Raw genomic sequence first — 21,297 nt, 5'->3', positions numbered from 1 at the left:
TTCCACTCGCTCTGGCCGTGGCGGAGGAGGATGAGCGTATAGGGCGCGGTCATGCGCCCAATATTATCGGGGGATGGCGCGCGGACCGGTCGGGCAGATCACGCGCGGCACCACCGGCACCAACCGGCTGCGCCGCATCGATCGGTGGATCGCGCGGCATCCCGCGCTGCGCCGCGCCGCCGACCCTCTCGTGGTCGACCTCGGGTACGGCGCGAGCGGCGTCACCGCGTTCGAGCTGTTCGCCCGGCTCGCCCGCACCCGGCCCGATGTCGAGGTGCTCGGTCTGGAGATCGACCCCGCTCGCGTCGCGCGGGCGCGGGCCCAGCTCGAGCAGGTGCGCGCCGGCGGGACGCCGTTCGCCCCCGACTCGCGGGTTTCGTTCGCGCGCGGCGGGTTCGAGGTTCCCGTCCCCGGCGGCCGACGCCCCGCGATCGTCCGTGCGATGAACGTGCTGCGTCAGTACGACGAGTCGGAGGTCGCCGCCGCATGGGCGGCGATGACGGCACGCCTGGCGCCCGGCGGGCTGCTGGTCGAGGGGACGTGCGACGAGATCGGCCGGATCGCGACGTGGGTCGCCATCGGCCCGGACGCCGTGCCCCGGTCGTTCTCCGTCTCGCTGCGGCTCGCGGAGCTGGAGCATCCCTCGATCGCCGCGGAGAGGCTGCCCAAGGCCCTGATCCACCGCAACGTCCCGGGTGAGCGCGTGCACGGATTGCTCGCCGCGCTGGACTCCGAGTGGGACCGCGCGGCGAGCGTCTCGCCGTTCGGCGCCGTCCACCGGTGGCGCACCGCGCTGGCCGCGATGCAGGCGGCGGGCTGGCCGCTCCTGGAGCGCTCGCGCTGGCGCCTGGGTGAGGTGACGGTGCCATGGAGCGCCGTCGCGCCCCGCTGATCCCTCTCCCCCACACGGATGCGACGCTCAGGACGCCGGCATCCGTCGATCACACGCGCGGCAGGACCGCGCGCGCCTCATCGCCGGGCATCCCCGTCGCGGTGAGCAGGTCGACGGCGAGCGGGCGCAGCGAGGTGACGAGGTTCTGCTCGCCCTGCGAGCCGCCCGGGAGGATCGCCGCGGGATCGAGCCGCGCCGCGACCGCCCGCACCGCCTCGCGGGCGACCGGCTGCATCGCGATGTCGTCGAGGCTGTCACCGACGAGCGCCGCCCCGCGCATGAGCTCGGCGAGGAGCTCCGCGGGAACGGGGCGCCGCTCGCCGTCGTCGCAGAGGTACACGGCACGGCGGGCGACCACGCGCAGATTCCGGGTCGCGAAGTCCATCGACTGCAGCACGGTGTGGTGGCGCCGCAGCTCGGCGCGCTGAGGGCGCAGCCACGGCGAGAACCCCGCGACCGCGAGTCCCGAGTCCAGCGACGCGCGCCACTCGTCGACCCGCGGCGCGATCGCGCGCGCCTTCTCGAGTCCGCGCGTCGCGCGCAGCGGGTCCCCGCGACGCAGGGCCTGCACGACGGTTCGGGCGGCGTCGTCCGCCGCGGCGAACACCGCGTGGCCGTCGCGGGCCTCTTCGCGGCGCGGATTGCGCGGGATGAGCGCGGTGACCAGGAGCGCCGCGACGCCGCCGATGATCCCGTCGACCAGACGCGAGAAGGGCTGAGAGGCGGGCAGCGACATCACGATCGACGCCTGGACGCCGGCCATGATCGCGAACGGCGGGTACGGCGACAGGAACCGCGCGACGAACAGGGTCGCCGCGAGCGCCAGCGCGAGCTGCCACCACCCCGGCCCGACGATCACGACGAACCCCTCGGCGACCAGGATGCCGACGAGCATCCCGACGACCGTCTCGAGCACGCGACGCGGACGCGCATCGCGCACCAGCCCGAGACTCGTGATCGTGACGGTCGCGGCCAGCAGCGGCGCGGGATGCCCCACGACGTAGTGCGCGAAGGCCCAGGCGGCGGTGGCCGCGACCACGATCTGCACGATCGCGATCGCGGATCCGCGGACACGAGCCAGCTGCGGGCGCAGGTCGAGACTCGTGCGCCACCCCGTCGGCACCGCCTGGGTGATCGGGGCGGTGTCGCCGTCGCCGCTCACCGGCAGGCCTACGTGGCCGCCTGACGACGGCCGAGTCGCGGGATGCGCGGCACATTCGCCGTCCGCCCCGCATCGGGCGGCACGACGACCTCCTGGGCCGCAGCGACCGGACCGTCGGCGGTGTCGACGGTGAGCGCCGCGTCGACCGGGGTCGACCGGCGCACGACGGCGAGCGCGATGGGTCCTTCTTCGTAGTGCAGGGCCGCCGAGGTCACGTTCCCGACCTCGTCGTCGCCGACGCGAACGACCGCGCCGTGCTCGGGCAGCACGCTCCCCGAGCCGTCGAGCTGCAGCGCCACGAGGCGGCGCGGCGGATGCCCGAGGTTGTGGACCTTCGCGATGGTCTCCTGCCCGCGGTAGCAGCCCTTGTCGAGGTGCACCGCTGTGCGCAGCCAGTCCAGCTCGTGCGGCAGGGCGCGCTCGTCGACGTCGGCCTGCCAGCGTGGACGCCATGCGGCCACACGCAGCGCCTCGACCGCGGCGAGGCCTGCGAGCTGCACGTCGCCGCGGACGGCGGCATCGGCGATCCGCGCCTCTTCGTCACGCGAGAGGATCGCCTCGGCCCAGTCGCGCTCCGCGCCGGGATGCGGGTCGACGGGTGCGTACGCCCAGCCGCCGGGCGTGACGTCGGGCCACGGGTCGCGCCACACCAGCGGGAGGCCCGCAGGGGATGCCGGCGACACGCTGCCGAGCGCGGACTCCGTGCCGCCGATCACGGCGTACTCCTGGGCGATGCGGGGGTCGACGCGCAGGCGGAACCGCATCTTGCGCAACCAGTCGTACAGGCCCTCGACATCGGAGCGATCGGCGATCAGCCACGTGGTCTCGCCGTCATCGAGAACGGATGCCGCATGCTCGACGTGCCCCTGCGGATCGAGGATCAGCAGCTCGGTGCCGACGCCGGGCGCGAGCCGCGCCAGCGCCTGCGACGACAGCGAGTCCAGCCACGTGAGGCGGTCCTCGCCCGGCACGGCGATCACGGCGCGGTCGGCGCGCGGCGCGAGAGCGGCTCCCTCGGCGAGACGGCGCTGCTCGACCAGCGGATTGCCGAGGTGCTGCAGCCCGTTCTCATCCACGACGGCGCCGGGCACGGCCGCGAAGACGTCCGCCATCAGTCGGCCTTGGCGAGACGGGCCGACGCGTGCGCACCGAGCTCGAAGCCCAGCGCGGCGATGTCCCACGCCCACAGCAGGTGGCCGTCGACGAGTCCGTACATGCGGGTCGCCGCGGCGTACGCCTTGGCCCCGGCCGGACGCACGACCGCATCGGTCGCGATGTCGATGCGGGGGCCCTTGATCTGGCCGAGATACAGCTCGCTCACGCCGTCGGCGTGGACGAGCGCGACCTCGATGTCGAAGCCGCCGTCCGCGTTGCGCAGCGCCTCGATGTCGTCGGCGGTGCGGACGACCGCCGGCGCCGCGGGGGGCAGCAGTCCCGGCCCGGCATCGGCGTCCGTCGCGGTGCGCGCGAGACGCCAGTAGCCGAGTTCGGCGACCAGACGCGTGCGGGCGTCAGGATCGGCGGGATCGTCGATCCACGCCTCGGCCGAGTAGTTCAGATAATCGCCGCCGTCGTGGCTGAAGCTCACGCGGTGCGTGAACTCGCCAGTGTAGGCGTGGTCGCCGTAGTCGATGACACCGGTGCCCTCCCACACTCCGATGAGCCACGAAAGCGGAACGAGCTCCGCGGGCAGGTCGGTCGGGATCTCGAGCACGACGCGTCCGTCAGCGCTGGCCGCGGTACAGGTTCTTGACGACCACCACGGAGACGAACACGATCGACAGCGATGCGAGTCCGAGCAGGCCCACGAAGAACAGTTCGAGCGCGACGGTATCCATGACGTGAAGTCTAACCGTGACCCGGGCTCATCCGGGCACGAGGGCGGCCAGCCCGAATCCGAGGCTGATGACGCCCATGACGAGCGCCGCGCCCAGGACGCTCGCCGCGACCCGTTCGGTGAAGCCCGCCGCGCGCCCCGTCCACAGCTGCACGGCGAACGCCGCGAGGAGGCATCCGCCCAACCCCACGCCCAGCCATGCGGCGCGCCAGTCCGGCGTCGAGAAGACGCCGATGACGATGGCGACCACGGCTGCGAAGACCCAAACGGCGATGAGACCGCCGAGGGTGCGGCGAGGAGCGAGTTCTGGCACGGCCACGAGGCCATCATCCCTCAAAGCCGCTGCAGACGCACCTGGGAGCGGCCGCAGCGGCGCCCCCGGACGACCCGCGGCGAAACGAGCGCCCCGCGCGCTCTACACTGGGGTTCGCGGCGTGCCCCCGCACGCCGGGAAGGCGATCCTTTGGCTCAGCTCCTGGTTCTCAGTTCCACGCACGGCGGCGGTCCTGTCCTGCCCGCGCTCGAACTGCTGAGTCACCGCGTGCGCCAGATCCCCGCTGAGCCCGCGCAGCTGGTGAACGCGCCGAGCGCGGACATCATCATGGTGGACGCCCGCGTCGACCTCGTCGGCGCCAAGTCCCTGTGCAAGATCCTCAACACGACGGGGCTCGACGCGCCGCTGCTGCTGGTCGTCACCGAGGGCGGCCTCACCGCGGTGTCGCCCGACTGGGGCGTCGACGACGTCATCCTGATGACGGCGGGGCCGGCCGAGGTCGACGCCCGCATCCGCCTCGCCGTCGGCCGCCAGTCCGCCGAGCAGGTGTCCACCCGCGTCCAGACCTCGGGCATCACGATCGACGAGTCCTCGTACTCGGCGAAGGTGCACGGCAAGCCGCTCGACCTGACGTACAAGGAGTTCCAGCTCCTGCACTTCTTCGCCACCCACCCCTCCCGTGTGTTCACGCGCGAACAGCTGCTGAGCGAGGTCTGGGGCTACGACTACTTCGGCGGCACGAGGACCGTCGACGTCCACGTGCGGCGCCTGCGCGCCAAGCTCGGCGACCTCGAGCAGCTCATCGGCACCGTCCGCAACGTCGGCTACCGCTTCAACGTGTACGAGGATGAGCCCGAGCCGGCACCCCGCGAGAAGACCGACGCGTAGCACCGGACACCGGTCGGGCCGGGGATGCCGCATCCCCGCGTTCGCGGACTCGTTCACACTCCGGTCACATGACCCTGCAATGATGAGGGGATGATCGAACCCGAGGTGCTCGACACCGGCCTGGGAGATGCGGACGACGACGACTTCGACATGTCGGAGGAGTTCGACTCCCAGCTGCCGGACCACCGCTACCTGGATCGCGAGCTGAGCTGGCTCGCCTTCAACCAGCGTGTGCTCGAGCTCGCCGAAGATCCCAAGGTGCCCGTGCTGGAGCGTGCGAACTTCCTCGCCATCTTCGCCAGCAACCTCGACGAGTTCTTCATGGTGCGCGTCGCGGGACTCAAGCGCCGCATCATGACCGGCCTCGCGGTGCCGACGAACGTGGGCACCTCGCCGGTGGATGTCCTCGCCGAGATCTCGGCCGAGGCGCATCGTCTGCAGCTGCGGCATGCCGACGCGTGGATGACCCTCGTGCAGCCGGCCCTCGCGGATGCCGGCATCCAGGTGGTCTCGTACGACTCGCTCGACGCCGACGAGCGCACCCAGCTGTACGACTACTTCCAGGCGCAGGTGTTCCCCGTCCTGATGCCGCTCGCGGTCGACCCGGCGCACCCGTTCCCGTACATCTCGGGCCTTTCGCTCAACCTCGCGATCCGCATCCGCAACGCCCGCACCGGCCGTCAGGAGTTCGCGCGCCTGAAGGTGCCGCCGATGCTCCCCCGGTTCGTCGAGCTGCCGCCGGTCGGCGGGACCGTGCGCTACCTGCCGCTCGAGGACCTCATCTCCAACCACCTCGACGACCTCTTCCCCGGGATGGAGGTGCTCGACCACCACGCGTTCCGCCTCACCCGCAACGAGGACATGGTTATCGAGGAGGACGAGACCGAGAACCTCATCCAGGCGCTCGAAGCCGAGCTGCTGCGCCGTCGCTTCGGCCCGCCGATCCGCCTCGAGATCACCGACGACATGGACGACGTCACGCTCGACCTCGTCATCAAGGAGCTCGACATCACCGAGCAGGAGGTCTACCGCCTCCCCGGTCCGCTCGACCTGCGAGGACTGTTCGACCTCGCACGCATCGACCGCCCCGACCTGCACTTCAAGCCGCACCTGCCGACGACCGCACTGGCGTTCCAGCCGGGCGACAACAACGAGCGCGCCGACATCTTCGCCGCCATCCGCAAGGGCGACGTGCTCGTGCACCACCCGTACGAGTCCTTCGCGACCAGCGTGCAGGCGTTCCTCGAGCAGGCCGCCAAGGACCCGCACGTGCTCGCCATCAAGCAGACGCTGTACCGCACGTCCGGAGACAGCCCGATCGTCGAAGCCCTCATCAACGCCGCCGAGGCAGGCAAGCAGGTGCTCGCGCTCGTCGAGATCAAGGCCCGCTTCGACGAGGCGAACAACATCGTGTGGGCGCGCAAGCTCGAGAAGGCCGGCGTCCACGTCGTCTACGGGCTCGTCGGTCTGAAGACCCACTGCAAGCTGGCGCTGGTGATCCGCGAGGAGGGCGGCGTGCTGCGCAGCTACAGCCACGTCGGCACCGGCAACTACAACCCCAAGACCAGCCGCATCTACGAGGACTTCGGCCTCTTCACCGCCGACGACCAGGTCGGTCGCGACCTCACGCGTCTGTTCAACGAGCTCAGCGGCTACGCCATCGAGAAGAAGTTCAAGCGCCTGCTCGTCGCCCCGCTGCACCTGCGCAAAGGACTGCTGCGCCTCATCGAAAAGGAGCGCCGCAATGCGCTCGCCGGCAAGTCTGCGAGCGTCCGCATCAAGGTGAACTCGATGGTCGACGAGCAGATCATCGACGCGCTCTACCGTGCCAGCCAGGCCGGCGTGAAGGTCGAGGTGTGGGTGCGCGGCATCTGCGCGCTCAAGCCCGGCGTCGAGGGCATGAGCGAGAACATCACGGTGCGCTCGATCCTCGGGCGCTACCTGGAGCACTCGCGCATCTTCGCGTTCGGCGGCGACGGCGAGCCCGTCGTCTACATCGGCAGCGCCGACATGATGCACCGCAACCTCGACCGACGCGTCGAGGCGCTCGTGCGCGTGTCGTCGCCCGCGCACGTGAAGGAGCTCGAAGACCTCTTCACGCTCGCCATGAGCGACACGACCAGCTCGTGGCACCTGCGGCCCGAGGGCGAGTGGGTGCGCCACCACGAGGATGCGGAGGGCAGGCCGCTGCTCGACATCCAGGACCGCACCATGACCAACGTGCAGCGCCGGCGGCGCGCACGGGCGGTGCGATGACCGAGACCGCGGTGTACGCGGCAGGGGGTGTCGTCTGGCGGATCGTGGACGAGAAGCTGCGCGTGCTCCTCATCCACCGCACGAAGTACCGCGACGTCACGCTCCCCAAGGGCAAGGTCGACCCCGGCGAGATGCTCGCCGAGACGGCCGTGCGCGAGATCCACGAAGAGACCGGCATCCGCGTCGCGCTCGGCGTGCCCGTCGGCGTCTCGCGCTACCGCCTGCCCAGCAAGCGCACCAAGATCGTGCACTACTGGGCGGCCGAGGCGACCGACGAGGCGATCCGCGCGAGCGAGTTCGTGCCGAACAAAGAGATCGCGGCGATCGAATGGGTCACCCCGAAGAAGGCGATCTCGCGGCTCAGCTATCCGGTCGACGTGGAGATCATCGAGAACTTCCTGCACCTCGTCGACGAGCGCGTGCTGCGCACCTTCCCCATCGTCGCGCTGCGGCACGGCAAGGCGCTCCCCCGCGAGGACTGGGACGGCAAGGATGCCGCTCGCCCGCTGACCCCGCGGGGGCGCAAGCAGGCGCGGGCCATCGTCGGTCCGCTGCGCGCCTTCGGCGTGCGCCGGATCGTGTCGAGCCCCGCGGTGCGATGTGTGAAGACCGTCACTCCGCTGGCGGAGGCGCTCGGACGCAAGATCGACACCACGAAGCTCATCAGTCAGGACGCCTGGGAGGACGGCAAGTCCGACCCTCGCACCGTCATCGGGGAGCGCGTGCGGGCACGCAAGCCGGCCGTGCTGTGCAGCCACGGGCCGGTGCTGCCCGACATCCTGAGCGAGCTGGCTCTGGCGACGGGGACGCTGCGCGGCTCGTACCTCGGCAGCGCATCGGCGCTCGAGCCCGGTGCGTTCTCGGTCGTTCACCTGTCGGTCGCGAACCCCGGATCGGGCATCGTCACGATCGAGACGCACGAGCCGAAGGTCTGAGCGCACCGCCGCTTCACGTCCGCCGACCCCGGCGCACCCCTTCCCGTTCACCTTCCGTTCACCCGCGGACCGCACTCTCTTAAGAGTCCGAGCCTACGTTTCAGAGCGAACCCGCACTGGGCTTCGTACCCGCAGGCCTGCACCAAGGTCTGATTTCCCTGACACGTGAAGGATTCACACAGTGAAGATCTCTCGCCTCGCCCAGGTGGGCGCCGTCGCCGCGATCGCGGCCCTCGCCCTCGCCGGCTGCGCCTCGAACGACGACACCCCGAGCGACACGCCCTCTGCCAGCGGGTCCGCCGCGGACTCGGGTGTCACGGTCGAGCTGGACTCGAGCCTCACGGGCACGATCACCTCCGGCGGCTCCAGCGCCCAGGGCAACGCACAGGCCGCGTGGACCACCGCGTACAACGCGACCGTCAGCGGCGTCACCATCAACTACGACAAGTCGCAGGGCTCCGGCGGCGGCGTCACCAACTTCCTCAGCGGTGCGTACGACTTCGCCGGCTCGGACTCGCCCCTGTCGGCGGACGAGACCGCGCAGTCGCAGGCGCTGTGCACCGAGGGCGGCGTCAACATCCCCGTCTACCTCGACGGCGTCTCGATCATCTACAACATCGACGGTGTCGACAGCCTCAAGCTGAGCGGCGAGACGATCGCGAAGATCTTCAACCTGCAGATCACCGACTGGTCGGACCCGGCCATCACCGCCGACAACGGCACCGCGCTCCCGGCAGGCCCGATCACGACGGTCGCCCGTTCGGACGGCTCCGGCACGACGGCCAACTTCACGAACTACCTCGTCGGCACGCAGGCCGCGGCGTGGCCGTACCCGGCGGGCAAGAACTGGCCGGTCGCGGGCAACGTCTCGCTCCAGAAGGGCGGCTCGGGCGTCGTCGACACCGTCAAGGCCGGCTCGGGCACCATCGGCTACGCCGACCACTCGGCCATCGGCGACCTGAACGCCGCCGAGATCGTCGTGGACGGCACGGCGATCCCCTTCAGCGCCGAGGCCGTCGCGAAGACCTTCGAGGTCGCCGCCGTCGACGCCTCCAACGGCGTCAAGGGCGACCTGTCGAAGAAGTTCGACTACTCGAAGCTCACCACCGAGACCTACCCGATCCCGCTCGTCTCGTACGCCATCACCTGCACCACGTTCAAGGACGAGGCGCAGGCCGAGGTGACCAAGTCGTACCTCGGGTTCGTCGCCAGCTCGCTGGGCCAGCAGGTCGCGGCGAAGAACGCCGGTTCGGCAGCACTGCCGGACTCGATCCTCGAAGAGGCGCAGAAGACCATCGACGCCATCAAGTGATCCACGTCGGTCCGTCCGTCCAGGCGATGCCTGGGCGGACGGGCTGAATTCCGTCTCCGACACGTTCGGCGGTGGAATTGAGCCGCCACCGACCTGCCAGAACCCGACAGGAGCTCCTCCATGCGACACCGACGGACCCGTCATGGCTGACACGATCAGCCCGCCCGCGCCCGCCGCGTCACGCACCCGATCGACGCGGCGCCTGAGCGACACCGTCTTCCTCGGCCTCTCGGCCACCTCCGCCGTCTCGATCATGGTGATCCTCGCCGGCGTCGCGATCTTCCTGATCATCCAGGGGCTCCCGGCGATCACGGCGAACTGGTCGGAGAACGCCGATCTCAGCTCGATCCAGAATCCCGCGCAGGTGCCGTGGACGAGCTTCTGGGAGTACGTCGGCCCGCTGCTGTGGGGCAGCATCTTCTCGGCGCTCATCGCGATGGTGCTGGGTGCGCCCGTCGCGATCGGCATCGCGCTGTTCATCTCGCACTACGCCCCGCGTCGCATCGCCGGAGCGCTCGGCTACATCGTCGACCTCCTCGCGGCAGTCCCCTCGATCGTGTTCGGCCTGTGGGGCATCGCGGTCATGCGCCCGTTCCTGCTCCCGCTCTCGGACTTCCTCAATCAGTACTTCGGCTGGATCCCGCTCTTCGCCGGGCCCGTGTCGACCACCGGTTCCACGATGCTGGCCGGTGGCGTCGTGCTGGCGGTCATGATCCTGCCGATCGTGACCTCGATCACGCGCGAGATCTTCCTGCAGACGCCCCGCCTGCACGAAGAGGCCGCCCTCGCCCTGGGCGCCACGCGCTGGGAGATGATCCGCCTGTCGGTGCTCCCCTACGCACGCAGCGGCATGATCTCGGCGACGCTGCTGGGGCTCGGTCGCGCGCTCGGCGAGACCATGGCGATCGCGCTCATCATCTCGCCGTCGCTGCTCTACTCGCTGCGCATCCTCACCGACGGGTACAACTCGCAGACCATCGCGGCGAACATCGCGCTGAACTTCCCGGTCGCCACCGAGATCCAGCGCTCCGCGCTCATCGGCACCGGTCTGATGCTCTTCGTCATCTCGTTCGCCGTGAACATGGTCGCCCGCTACATCATCGGCGCACAGGGACCGAAGCCTGCGCGCAAGCGCCGCCGCACGGAAGGAAAGGGCGCATGACCGCGACGATGACCCCCTCGCCGGCGCAGGTGCGGCAGCCGATGCGGCTGACCAGCGGTCGTCTGCCGCGGTTCATCGAGCCCGTCATGCTGATCGCGGTCGCGGTCCTCGTCGGGCTCGTGATGTTCGTCCTCACGCAGACCCTCAGCATCCCGATCTGGCTGGTGGTCACGGCGGTGCTCTACCTCATCGCGATCGGCGTCGGCGCCTCGATCGTCGAAGGGCGCCGCAAGGCGACCGACCGGGTCATCCGAGGCATCGTCACGGCGTTCTTCGTGCTCGCCGTCGCCCCGCTCATCTCGACCCTGTGGACGGTTATCGCCAAGGGCGCCGAGATCGTCGACTGGCAGTTCATCACGTCGGTCACCGAGTCGACGTTCGACCCCGAGACGCTCGAGGTCACGAGCACTCCCGGTGCGCTGCAGGCGATCGTCGGAACGCTGATCATCACCGGCATCGCCGCACTCATCTCGGTGCCGATCGGCATCCTGACGGCGGTGTACCTCACGGAGTACGCGCTGCCGACCAACCCGCTGCGTCGCACCATCACGTTCCTGGTCGACGTGATGACCGGCATCCCCTCGATCGTGGCGGGTCTGTTCGCCTTCTCGCTGTTCAGCCTCATCGTCGGCCCCAAGGCCTTCAGCGGCTTCTCCGCGTCGATCGCCCTGTGCGTGCTCATGATCCCGATCGTCGTCCGCTCGACGGAGGAGATGATCCGCCTCGTCCCCGCGGACCTGCGCGAGGCGTCGCTGGCCCTGGGCGTGCCCAAGTCCGCCACCATCCTCAAGGTCGTGCTGCGCACGGCGGCCAGCGGCATCGTCACCGGTGTCGTGCTCGCCGTCGCACGCGTCGTCGGCGAGACCGCGCCGATCTTCATCGCCGCGAGCTTCACCGACAACTTCAACGCCAACCCGTTCTCCGGCCCCATGCAGACGCTGCCGGTCATGGCGTACACGGCCTACAGCTTCCCCTCGAAGGACATCGACGCCTCGCAGGCGCAGGCGTGGGGCGCCGCGCTGCTGCTGGTGATCCTCGTCGTCATCTTCAACCTCATCGCCCGGATCATCGCGAAGCTCTTCGCGCCGAAGACCCGTTAGTACGAAAGGCCGCCCACAGGTGTCCAAAAGCATCGAAGTCAACGACCTCAACGTCTACTACAGCGACTTCCTCGCCGTCGAAGGCGTCTCGCTGTACATCGAGCCGCGCAGTGTCACGGCGTTCATCGGCCCGTCGGGCTGTGGCAAGTCGACGTTCCTGCGCACGCTCAACCGCATGCACGAAGTGATCCCCGGCGGTCGTGTCGAGGGCGAGGTGATGATCGACGGCGACAACCTCTACGGCGCGAACGTCGATCCCGTGCTCGTGCGCCGCCAGGTGGGCATGGTCTTCCAGCGTCCGAACCCGTTCCCCACGATGTCGATCCGGGAGAACGTGCTGGCCGGCGTCAAGCTCAACAACAAGCGCATCTCGAAGTCCGACTCCGAGGCCCTCGTCGAGAAGTCCCTGCGCGGCGCGAACCTGTGGAACGAGGTCAAGGACCGCCTCGACAAGCCCGGCGCCGGCCTGTCGGGCGGTCAGCAGCAGCGTCTGTGCATCGCCCGCGCGATCGCGGTGTCGCCCGAGGTGATCCTCATGGACGAGCCGTGCTCGGCGCTCGACCCGATCTCGACCTATGCGATCGAGGAGCTCATCGGCGAACTGAAGAACGAGTACACGGTCGTGATCGTGACCCACAACATGCAGCAGGCATCGCGTGTGAGCGACAAGACTGCGTTCTTCAACATCGCCGGCACCGGCAAGCCCGGCAAGCTCATCGAGTACGACGACACCTCCACGATCTTCACGACTCCGTCGGTGCAGGCCACCGAGGACTACGTCTCGGGCCGCTTCGGGTGATCCCCGCTCCGCGGTGAGACGAGAGGATGCCGCCACCCTGCCTGCTCGAAGCAGGCGGCGTGGCGGCATCCTTCGTTCCACCGGGTCAGCTGCAGGCGCCGGTGGCCTCCCACGGACCCCACTGGCTCGCGCCGGGGGTGTCGCCCTGCGTCCACCACTTCGCCTTGTACTGCGTGCCGTTGTAGGTGACGACCGAACCGCCGGTGTACGCCGTGCCGCTCACCCACGCCGCGGCGCACGTGCCGCCACCGGTGCCTGTGCCGCCGCCCGTGCCTCCACCTGTTCCGGTGCCCGTGCCGCAGGTGCCGACGAGCTCCCAGACCGCGGCAGTGCCGGGCTTCTCACCCTGCGTCCACCACTTGGCCTTGTAGGTGCTGCCGTCGAGCGACACCTGGGCGCCCCCGGAGTACGCGACCGTGCTCGACCAGGCGGCGACGGTGCACGTACCGGTGCCGCCGCCCGTGCCCGGGTCGGTTCCGCCACCGGTGCCCGGGTCTGTGCCCCCGCCGGTTCCGCCGGTGCCGCCGCCGGGCTGGACGGTCACGCCGCCCGCCTTCGATGCGCGCAGCTTGTCGGCCAGCGTGCCGATGAGCACGCCGCCGCGGTCGCCGTCGAGCTCCCAGAACATGCCGCCGCCCAGGCCCAGGTCGGCGATGTACTGCGCCTTGCGCGTGATGCTCTGCGCGTTGTCGTAGCTCCACCACTGGTTGCCGTCGTACCGCCACGCCGCGCCGACGGCGGCGTCGTAGTAGTCCGTGCCGAGGGTCTTCAGCTTGTCGAAGTCCTCGTTGCCCTTCTCCCACGTGCCGGGTCCGGCGGCGGTCGCCGGGCCCCACGCCGCGGCCTGGGTCGCGCCCTGCCAGCCGCGGCCGTAGAGGGCGAGGCCGACGCCGAGCTGCTTCGGGTCGATGCCTACGCCGAGGTACTGCTTGACGGCCTTGTCGACGCTGAAGCGCTTGCTGGGCGCCCGGGTGTCCTTCGGGTCGTCGAACAGGTTCGCCTGATGCCCGGTGAGGGTCGGGTCCCAGGCGCCGTGAAGGTCGTAGCCCTGCACGTTGCCGAAGTCGAGGTAGCGGAAGATCTCGGGGTCGTTCCATCCGCCGGAGGCGATGTCGGCCGGGTTCGCCGGCAGGAACGCCGAGAGCTCGTACTTCTTGCCGGTCGTCGCCCCGTACGCGTCGAGCTGCGTGCGGAACTCCTTGAGCAGCGCCTTGAAGTTCGCCTTGTCGTTGACCTCGTCGACGATGTTGCCGACGTTGCCGTTCTGCGATCCGGGCCACTCCCAGTCGATGTCGATCCCGTCGAACACGCCGGCCGCCGCTCCCGCTCCGCCGCGGCCGTCGATCACGGGCAGGTTGCCCTTGATGTAGACGTCGATGCAGCTGGAGACGAGCTTCTTGCGCGAGGCATCCGTCTTCGCCGCCGCCGAGAAGTTCTTCGACCAGGCCCAGCCGCCGATCGACAGCATGACCTTGAGGTTCGGGTGCTTCGCCTTCAGCTGCTTGAGCTGGTTGAACGATCCGGCGAGCGGCTGGTCCCATGTGTCGGCCGTGCCCGACACCGAGGCGTCCGCCGCGTACCCCATGCCGAAATCTGCCCACGCGTCACCCGCGCCATCGGAGCCGGTCGGCCCCTCGCCCTGGGCCTTGTTGGCGATGAAGCACGTGAGCGTCTGGTTGTGGATGTTGCCGAACGCATAGTTGATGTGCGTGAGGTCGTCGGCGGCGCCCGAGGTCTCGAGCTGCTTCACCTTGAAGCCCCGACCGTAGACGCCCCACTGGGCGAAGTAGCCCACGGAGCGGTACCCGTTCACCGCGGTGGGCACGGGGTCGGCGGGCGCCGGGTCGGCGGCGACCGCGCTGGGGGCGAACATCGCCATGCTCGCCACCGTGGCCGCGGCGGCCAGGGTCGCGAGAGCGGCGCGCACGCCCCTCTTCTTCGAATGTGTCATCGTCCTGCCTTCTTTCGTTGCGGAGGTCGTCCGCGTGGGGAGGGAGAGACGGATGCCGCAGCCGCCGTCTCGAACAGACGCGGGGCGACGGCATCCGCCGCCCCGCGCCGGGGTCAGCAGCCCGGCTTCCACACCGCGGCGGAGCCGGGCGTCTCGCCCTGGGTCCACCACTGCGCGGTGTAGCCGGCGCCGTTGTAGGTGACCTTGGCGCCGCCGGTGTAGACGGCCGTCGCGCTCCAGGCCGCGGCGCCGCACGTGCCACCGCCGGTGCCTGCTCCGGACGACGGCTCGTACACCGTCGCGCCGCGCGGCAGGTCATACGTGGTGCCGTAGGTCTCGCTGCCGACGGTCACCCGCAGGTTCGAGATCTGCGAGATCGGCAGGCGCCACGACAGCTTGGCGTACGCGCTGCCGCCCGCCGGGATGCCGCCCGAGGGCACCTTGATCGAGTAGGTGTAGAAGTCGCCCTTGAGCCCGCCGACGTTGCTGCCGGTGTGGTCGCCCGACACCTTCGTGATGCCCCAGCCGCTCTGCTCGCCCATCGCGCCGGTGTCGCTCGTCGCGGTGTCGAACGTGATCGTCGCGCCGGCCGGGATGGCCGTCTGGGACTTGTTGACGAACGTCACCTTGGGGTTGATCGGGTAGTTGTTGTCGCCGAGCGCGAACTCCGTGAAGGTCACGTCGAGGGCGATCGTCTTGGCCGGCATGGCGACGTTGGCCTTCGTCGCGTCGTAGGGCTGGGATGCCGCCAGCCGGTCGTGCAGCAGCGATACGAGCGTCGATCCCATCTCGTACTGCCCCTTGGCGGAGTTGTACGAGTAGTCGCCCGCGAGCTCCCAGATCATGGCGCCGCCGATGCCGTTCTGGGCGATGTAGTCGGCTTTGGCACCGATGGCCTGGTCGGCGTCGCCCGAGAGGAACGTCTTCGTCGTGTCGTTCCACCACCACTCGGTCTTGGTGACCGCGTCGAAGTGATGCGTGTAGGCGCCGGTGATCGACGTGGGCATCCCGTATGCGGCGGTGTAGTCGCCCACGACGCCCTTCTGGAGGTTCAGCACGTGCCAGATCGGGTTGGCCCCGGCACCCACCTCGGCGCCGGTCTTGTCGAGGTCGTGCCAGAGGTTGTTGATCCCCACCGCGCCGTTGCCGCACTTCGAGGTGCCGCCCAGGCTCGGGCCGGTGCCCGCCGGGCACTTGGTCTGGTCGGGCAGCGGCGCCTTGCCGTAGAGCCCGTCGGTGCCGCCCTGCACGCCGTCCCAGCCGCGGGTGTAGAACGGCACGCCGACGTTGATGCGGCCGGCGGGCATCGATCCGCGGAAGTAGTGGTACGCCCAGTCGGTGTTGAGGTAGCCGATGTTGCTGTACGCGCCGTAGACGCCGCCGGCGGCGAGCTCGGGGTCCTTGCCGTCGTCGAACAGCGGTCCGTTGCCGCCCACGTAGTCGTTCCACGACCCGTGCAGGTCGTAGCTCATGATGTTGACGTAGTCGAGGTACGGCGTCACCTGGTACGCCTCCGCGCCGCGGAGCAGCCAGCCGGACGCCGGTGCGGCGACCGTCAGCAGGTAGTGCTTGCCGTCGGCGGCGCTCGCGCGGTCGAGCTTCTCGCGCAGCGTCTTCATGAGCGCCTGGTAACCGGCCCACAGCTTGGCGCGGCGCGGCTCCGAGAATGCGAAGTCGTCGGGGCTGCCGGCCTTGCCGTTGCTGTTCGCGTACTCGTAGTCGATGTCGACGCCGTCGAAGCCGTACGTGCGGATGAACTGCACAGCCGAGTCGGCGAACGTGTCGATCTTCGCCTGCGTGTCGGTCATCGTGTAGAAGCCGCCGTCGGCGACGCGGTTGCCGGCGGAGTCGAAGTACCCGCCGGTCTCGGCCCAGCCGCCGACCGACACGAGGGCCTTCACGCCCGGGTTCTGCTTCTTGTACTTCGTCAGCAGGTTGAAGTGGCCGTTGTACGGCAGCGCCGGATCCATCTCGGCCCCCGCCACCCCCGGCCACGTCATGTCGGTGGAGGCGTTGCCTGCGACGGTCTGGTTGACCGAGACCTTGCCCTGGCCGTCGATGTGCGCGAACGCGTAGTTGATGTGGCTGAGCTTGGTCCACGGGATGTCGCTCGCGAGGTAGCGCGGCTGGCCGTTCTGGCCGGTCCGCCAGTTCGTGAAGTACCCGATGACACGATGCTCGAGACCGTTCGGCAGCTTCTCGCGCCCCGCCGTGTCGTAGACGGTGCAGTAGGGCACGTCGGCGCCCGGGGTCTGGTACAGCCCGTCCGGACGGCACTTCTCGTCGGGGTTCGTCGTCCAGGGGGTTCCGACGGGGGTCGGAGCGGTCGTCGGCGTGGGGGTGGGCGTCGGGGTCGGCGTGGGCGTGGAACTCTGTGTGGGTGTGGGGGTCGGCGTCGGAGTGGGGGTGGGGTCGGGGGTGCCGCCGCCGCAGGCGCCGAGCGACTCCCACGCTCCCCACTGGCTGGAGCCGGGGACCTCGCCCTGCGACCACCACTTGGCGCGGTAGTTGACGCCGTTGTACGAGACCTGCGCCCCACCGGTGTACGCCTGCGTGGTCGCCCACGCCGTCTGGCAGGCGGGGTTCGTCGCCGCGTTCGCCGCCGACGCGACGCCGAGCGTCGCGACGACGGCGGCCGCTGCGCCGAGCGCCACCCACCTCACGAACCGGGTGTGCGCGCGCGGCCTGGGGAGATCCGTTGTTCGCATGATGTTCCGTTCCTCGTCGAACCGTCGCGCCGGGGCGCGCGCCGTCTTGGCGTTGCGCACGACGGTAACGAGAGCGGATGCCGCGAATCGAGGGTTCCCGGCAGAAATACGTAGAACCCCTTACAAACCCCGTCGGCCCATGCCTACGGGTTCGCCGCTCACCCGCGGGGTGGTCCGCAGCACCCGATGGGCGGCGACGCTCAGCTCCACCCGCGAGCGCACGGCGAGCTTGGCGAACACCTTGCGCAGGTGCACCTCGACCGTCCGTGGCGAGACGAACAGGCGCTGCGCGACCTCTCCGTTCGACAGTCCTTCCGCCACGAGCAGCGCCACCTCGAGCTCGCGGTCGGTCAGCAGCGGCGCCCACGCCTCGCGGCAGGCGTCGAAGGCGTTCTCGTCGGCGTCGTCCGGGGGTGCGGCATCCGCTCTGTCGATCCGCGCCCGCAGCTCGCGCAGGGCCGCTCCCCACTCCCCCGTCCCGGCCTGCGCGAACAGGTGGTCGGCCGCCAGCAGCGCTCGATCGGCACGGGAGCGCTGGCCGATGCGGGCGAACCCGGCAGCGAGTTCGAGCTCGGCACGCGCGCGTTCGAACGGCGACCGGATGCCGCGCGCCATCTCAGCGATGCGCCACAGCGCGGACAGGCTCTCCGCGTCCGCCAGGTTGCCCCGCACGCGCGCCGACAGCCGGGCATCCTCGGGGATGCGGGCCGGCCGTCCGGTCGCCATCAGCTCGTCACTGCCGGGAAGGTACAGCGGCGCACCGCGCAGCTGCGGCGCGCGCTCAGCGGCGAGGGCCGCCAACGCCGCCGCGCGCTCGCGCGGGCTCTCGGGTTCGTCCGGTTCCGCAGCGGCGACGCCCGCCTGCTCCGCCACGAGCCGCGCGTCGACGATCGCCTCCCATCGCACGCGCGGGGAGGGCGGGCATGACGGCACGAGCGCCGGGGCGCCGCGTCCGAGCGCCCCGCCGGTGATCACGCCCAGCCGGCGTGCGATGGCCACACCGAGTCCGTCGACGGGCAGAACGAAGGGCGTCGAGACGAGGGCTCTCGAGCACGTGTGCCCGGCGCGTGAGAGATCGCCGTCCCACGTGAGGGCGAGCACGCTGAGGAGGTTCCGGTACGCCCGGGCGAGCGGAGAGAGCTCGGATGCCGCCGGCTGCGCGCAGCCGCACCGCGATGCCGCGCACACGCGGGCGTGGAGGGTCACGGCCTGTGGCGCATCGGCCCGCGGCTGACCGTACCCCAGTGCCGCGCACCAGTCGTCGACGCCCGGACCCTGGGCGCGCGGCAGATGAGCGCGTACGCGGGCGCCGTCGCCCCAGACCGCGGCGAGCATGGCCACGACGGCGTGGGCCCGGCCGGTGTCTGCGCCGCGCGCCTCGGCCTCGTCGAGGGCGACGTCGTCGACCTCTCCGGTGGACAGGGCGACGGCGTGCACCCAGGGTGCGACCGTGCGCTCTTCCATCGCCGGATCGCCGCGCGCCTCGGCGAGCCAGCGCAGCGCGTCGTCCACCCACCCGGCATGGAGCGCGGCGATGCCCACGTCGGCCGCGACGGCGGCACGCTCGGCACCCGTCGCGTGCGCGGCCGCCTCACGCGCGACGGCGAACGCCCATGCCGCGTCGCCTGCGGCATCCGCCTCACGGGCGAGGTCCCGCAGCGCGGGGACGAGCGACGCATCGCCGCCCAGCGTGCTGAGGGCCCGATGCCACGCGGAACGACCGGCCTCGCCTCGTCCCGCGTACACGGCGGCGAGCCGCGCGTGCACGCGCGTGCGGTCGGCGAGCGCGGCCGTCTCATGCACGAACACGCGCAGCGAAGGATCGGCCAGAGCGATGCGGCCGCCCGCGAGCACGATGCAGCCGGCGATCGGCGATGCCACGAGCATGTCGATGTCGCCGCCCGAGGCCTCCAGCACGATCTCGGCGCGATCGTCGACGAGCACCGCCAGATGCAGCAGCACGGAGCGCTCCCACTCGCCGAGCGCAGCGACGGCAGGGCCGAAGCGGTCGGCGATCGCGGGGGTCAGCGGCAGCGGATCGGGCAGCGCGCTCACGCCGCGCAGCTCGGCGGCACCCAGGAGAGCGGCACCCTCCCGCACCGCGTGTGGATCGCGGTAGACGCGCGCGAGATGGGCGGCGACATGCGGGACGACGGTGAATCCTGCGGCGCGGAGCCCGATGACGGCGTCGAGCGCCTCGTCGACGAGCGGATCCGGTTCCGGACGCACCACCGGGGTTCCTCGCATCCACCGCTCCTCGCCTCGTCGCGATCCCCCAAATGTTAGACACCCTAACAAAGGGGGCGACGGGAGGGTTAGTCCCTCGGGCTCAGCAGGTAGCGGTTGATGGATGCCGTCAGCCCGGCGTCCACCGGCACGGCGGCGCCGTCGATGGCCGTGATCGGTGCGGCCAGGCGCACGCTCGACACCAGCCATGCGGCGTCCGCCTCCTGCAGCGTCCGCGCCGGGAGCGTCGCGTAGCCCGTCTCGTGCCCCTCCGACTCGAGGTGCGCGAAAAGGCTCAGCTGCGTCGTGCCGTGCAGGATGCCCCCGTTCGGCGCGGGCGTCACGAAGCGCCCGTCCAGCCGCACGATGAGCGACGCGGTGGGCGCCTCGAGCACGAACCCGTCCGACGTCACGAAGATCGCGTCGTCGGCGCCGCGCTGGCGCGCCTCGCGAAGGGCGGCCATGTTGACGGCGTACGAGAGCGTCTTCGCGCCCAGCAGCAGCCACGGCGCCGTCGCCGGGGTGTCGATGCCGTAGCCGCGGTCGAGCGTCACCACGCGGATGCCGTGCTCGCGCGCCGCCGTGTTGTCGGCCGCAGAGGCGGCCGTCACCCACGCGGTGGGCGCCGGCCCGTGCTCGACGCCGCGGCTCAGAATGAGCTTGATCACACCCTCCCCGCGCTGCGGCGCGTGGGTCGCGGCGATCGCCACCGCCTGCCGCCACTGCTCCAGGTTCGGCGCAGGCAGATCGCAGATCTCCGCCGAGTGCGCGAGACGCTCCAGATGCGCCTGCGTCTCTTGCGGGTGTCCGTCGACGACGCCGATCGACTCGAAGATCCCGTCGCCGCGCTGCGTGCTCAGCTCACCGACGCTCAGCGCCGGGGCGGAGGGGTCGATCGCACGGAAGGTCTCCGCGAAGTCGGGGCGGGCGTCATCGGGGGCCGCGGGCTCGATCACGAGCGCGAAACGGAGGGTCATCCCCCGAGCCTAAGGCGCTCGGGAATGCGGCGGGCCCCGACTCGGTTACACTGGATCGGCCGGGCCGCAGTAACCCCGGGCTCCAACTTTTGCCGCTGCGAGCGGCGCCGCGCCGAGAGGCGTTCTGCGGCCCGGCACTTTCATGCCTCAGCTCAGCGCGTCGCGACGCCACAGCGCCGCACACGCCGACAGATCGGCGGCGTAGTCCGACAGGCGCAGCGCGCGGGTCGTGAACGCCGACGCCCGCTCGGGCTCGGTGTTCTCGTAGTCGTCGGCGACATGCGTCGCGCCGGACGCCTGCACGCGGCAGAACGCGGCGGCGCGATCGAGCGCGACCGCGAAGTCGCCCTCGAACAGGCCGCGCAGGATCGTGTCGACGAGCGCGACGAGCTCTTCGGGACCGGCAGGCGACGGGGCGCCCGCGACGACGTCGTCGACCGAGGCGAGCTCGGCACGGCCGCGCTCGTAGAGGAGCGCGGCCGTGCGCGGATCGTCGTGGATCATGAGCTGCACGAGGTAGAGACGCCACAGCGCACCGGGCAGGCTGCGCGACGGCGCGCGCGACCACAGCTCGGCGAGGTCGTCGATGCCGTGCTCGTCCGTGAATGCGACGAGGCGGTCGACCGTGCCGGCATCGGGGTCGGCGCGAACTCGTGCGAGCAGGGCGTGCGCGGTGCTGTGGGCGACGCGCGAGACCTCCGCCGGGTCCTCGGCCGAGAACGTCCGGTCGAAGAGTTCTGCGGGCCGGCGGACGGGTTTGTGGAACTCACGGGACGAATCGCTCATCCCCTCCAGGCTACCCGCCGCCACGAGCACAC

The 21,297-nt window shown here is 70.6% G+C and carries 17 protein-coding genes; 8 read left to right on the top strand and 9 right to left on the bottom strand.

The window, feature by feature from the left end:
- The first annotated feature begins 73 nt into the window (after positions 1-73).
- Positions 74-892 (top strand): class I SAM-dependent methyltransferase, encoded by an 819-nt coding sequence (locus ACTHNQ_RS13655; RefSeq protein ID WP_440334185.1) that lies wholly within the window; start codon positions 74-76, stop codon positions 890-892.
- Positions 893-941: 49 nt separating this feature from the next.
- Here the strand turns inward: ACTHNQ_RS13655 and ACTHNQ_RS13650 are convergent, their stop codons facing one another.
- The 4 genes from ACTHNQ_RS13650 to ACTHNQ_RS13635 all read right to left on the bottom strand — a co-directional run bounded on the left by ACTHNQ_RS13650 (position 942) and on the right by ACTHNQ_RS13635 (position 4,210).
- Positions 942-2,054 carry an FUSC family protein gene (locus ACTHNQ_RS13650; RefSeq protein WP_440334183.1) on the bottom strand — a complete coding sequence of 371 codons (1,113 nt, stop codon included), beginning with the start codon at positions 2,052-2,054 and terminating at the stop codon, positions 942-944.
- 8 nt (positions 2,055-2,062) lie between these two features.
- Entirely contained in the window at positions 2,063-3,166 is a 1,104-nt protein-coding gene (gene ygfZ, locus ACTHNQ_RS13645; protein WP_440334181.1) for a CAF17-like 4Fe-4S cluster assembly/insertion protein YgfZ, read from the bottom strand.
- Positions 3,166-3,768, bottom strand: coding sequence for an FABP family protein (locus ACTHNQ_RS13640; RefSeq protein WP_440334179.1), 603 nt, complete (start codon positions 3,766-3,768; stop codon positions 3,166-3,168). Before ACTHNQ_RS13640 ends, ygfZ begins: the two co-directional genes overlap by 1 nt.
- A gap of 151 nt (positions 3,769-3,919) precedes the next feature.
- Positions 3,920-4,210 carry a hypothetical protein gene (locus tag ACTHNQ_RS13635; RefSeq protein WP_018172600.1) on the bottom strand — a complete coding sequence of 97 codons (291 nt, stop codon included), beginning with the start codon at positions 4,208-4,210 and terminating at the stop codon, positions 3,920-3,922.
- Positions 4,211-4,354: 144 nt separating this feature from the next.
- On the opposite strand from ACTHNQ_RS13635, the gene ACTHNQ_RS13630 reads away from it, so the two are divergent.
- The 7 genes from ACTHNQ_RS13630 to pstB all read left to right on the top strand — a co-directional run bounded on the left by ACTHNQ_RS13630 (position 4,355) and on the right by pstB (position 12,617).
- Complete coding sequence (locus tag ACTHNQ_RS13630) at positions 4,355-5,053, top strand: response regulator transcription factor (protein WP_018172601.1); 699 nt, start codon at positions 4,355-4,357, stop codon at positions 5,051-5,053.
- Positions 5,054-5,143: 90 nt separating this feature from the next.
- A complete protein-coding gene (locus tag ACTHNQ_RS13625) occupies positions 5,144-7,309 on the top strand; it encodes an RNA degradosome polyphosphate kinase (protein WP_440334176.1) in 2,166 nt (721 codons plus the stop codon).
- Positions 7,306-8,244 carry an NUDIX hydrolase gene (locus ACTHNQ_RS13620; RefSeq protein WP_440334174.1) on the top strand — a complete coding sequence of 313 codons (939 nt, stop codon included), beginning with the start codon at positions 7,306-7,308 and terminating at the stop codon, positions 8,242-8,244. The genes ACTHNQ_RS13625 and ACTHNQ_RS13620 overlap by 4 nt, the downstream gene beginning before the upstream one ends.
- A gap of 181 nt (positions 8,245-8,425) precedes the next feature.
- Positions 8,426-9,556, top strand: coding sequence for a phosphate ABC transporter substrate-binding protein PstS (locus ACTHNQ_RS13615; protein ID WP_440334172.1), 1,131 nt, complete (start codon positions 8,426-8,428; stop codon positions 9,554-9,556).
- A gap of 142 nt (positions 9,557-9,698) precedes the next feature.
- On the top strand, positions 9,699-10,718 hold the full coding sequence (gene pstC, locus ACTHNQ_RS13610) for a phosphate ABC transporter permease subunit PstC (protein ID WP_440334170.1): 1,020 nt from the start codon (positions 9,699-9,701) through the stop codon (positions 10,716-10,718).
- Positions 10,715-11,818 (top strand): phosphate ABC transporter permease PstA, encoded by a 1,104-nt coding sequence (gene pstA, locus ACTHNQ_RS13605; RefSeq protein WP_440334168.1) that lies wholly within the window; start codon positions 10,715-10,717, stop codon positions 11,816-11,818. The genes pstC and pstA overlap by 4 nt, the downstream gene beginning before the upstream one ends.
- Positions 11,819-11,837: 19 nt before the next feature.
- Entirely contained in the window at positions 11,838-12,617 is a 780-nt protein-coding gene (pstB, locus tag ACTHNQ_RS13600) for a phosphate ABC transporter ATP-binding protein PstB (protein ID WP_018172607.1), read from the top strand.
- An 85-nt stretch (positions 12,618-12,702) separates the two neighbouring features.
- Here pstB and ACTHNQ_RS13595 read toward each other — a convergent pair whose 3' ends face one another.
- The 5 genes from ACTHNQ_RS13595 to ACTHNQ_RS13575 form a co-directional block, all read right to left on the bottom strand.
- Positions 12,703-14,544, bottom strand: coding sequence for a glycosyl hydrolase family 18 protein (locus ACTHNQ_RS13595; RefSeq protein WP_440334166.1), 1,842 nt, complete (start codon positions 14,542-14,544; stop codon positions 12,703-12,705).
- Between the two features lie 137 nt (positions 14,545-14,681).
- A complete protein-coding gene (locus ACTHNQ_RS13590) occupies positions 14,682-17,231 on the bottom strand; it encodes a glycosyl hydrolase family 18 protein (protein WP_440334164.1) in 2,550 nt (849 codons plus the stop codon).
- 165 nt (positions 17,232-17,396) lie between these two features.
- A complete protein-coding gene (locus tag ACTHNQ_RS13585) occupies positions 17,397-19,523 on the bottom strand; it encodes a LuxR C-terminal-related transcriptional regulator (RefSeq protein WP_440334162.1) in 2,127 nt (708 codons plus the stop codon).
- A gap of 68 nt (positions 19,524-19,591) precedes the next feature.
- Positions 19,592-20,479 carry an aminodeoxychorismate lyase gene (locus tag ACTHNQ_RS13580; protein ID WP_440334160.1) on the bottom strand — a complete coding sequence of 296 codons (888 nt, stop codon included), beginning with the start codon at positions 20,477-20,479 and terminating at the stop codon, positions 19,592-19,594.
- 147 nt (positions 20,480-20,626) lie between these two features.
- Positions 20,627-21,265 (bottom strand): DNA-directed RNA polymerase subunit beta, encoded by a 639-nt coding sequence (locus tag ACTHNQ_RS13575; protein WP_440334187.1) that lies wholly within the window; start codon positions 21,263-21,265, stop codon positions 20,627-20,629.
- Positions 21,266-21,297 lie beyond the last annotated feature (32 nt).

The sequence above is a fragment of the Microbacterium sp. genome (assembly GCF_051953575.1).
Classification (GTDB): domain Bacteria; phylum Actinomycetota; class Actinomycetes; order Actinomycetales; family Microbacteriaceae; genus Microbacterium.
Note: the sequence above shows the minus strand (reverse complement) of the source record. Positions and strands in the feature narration are given on the sequence as shown.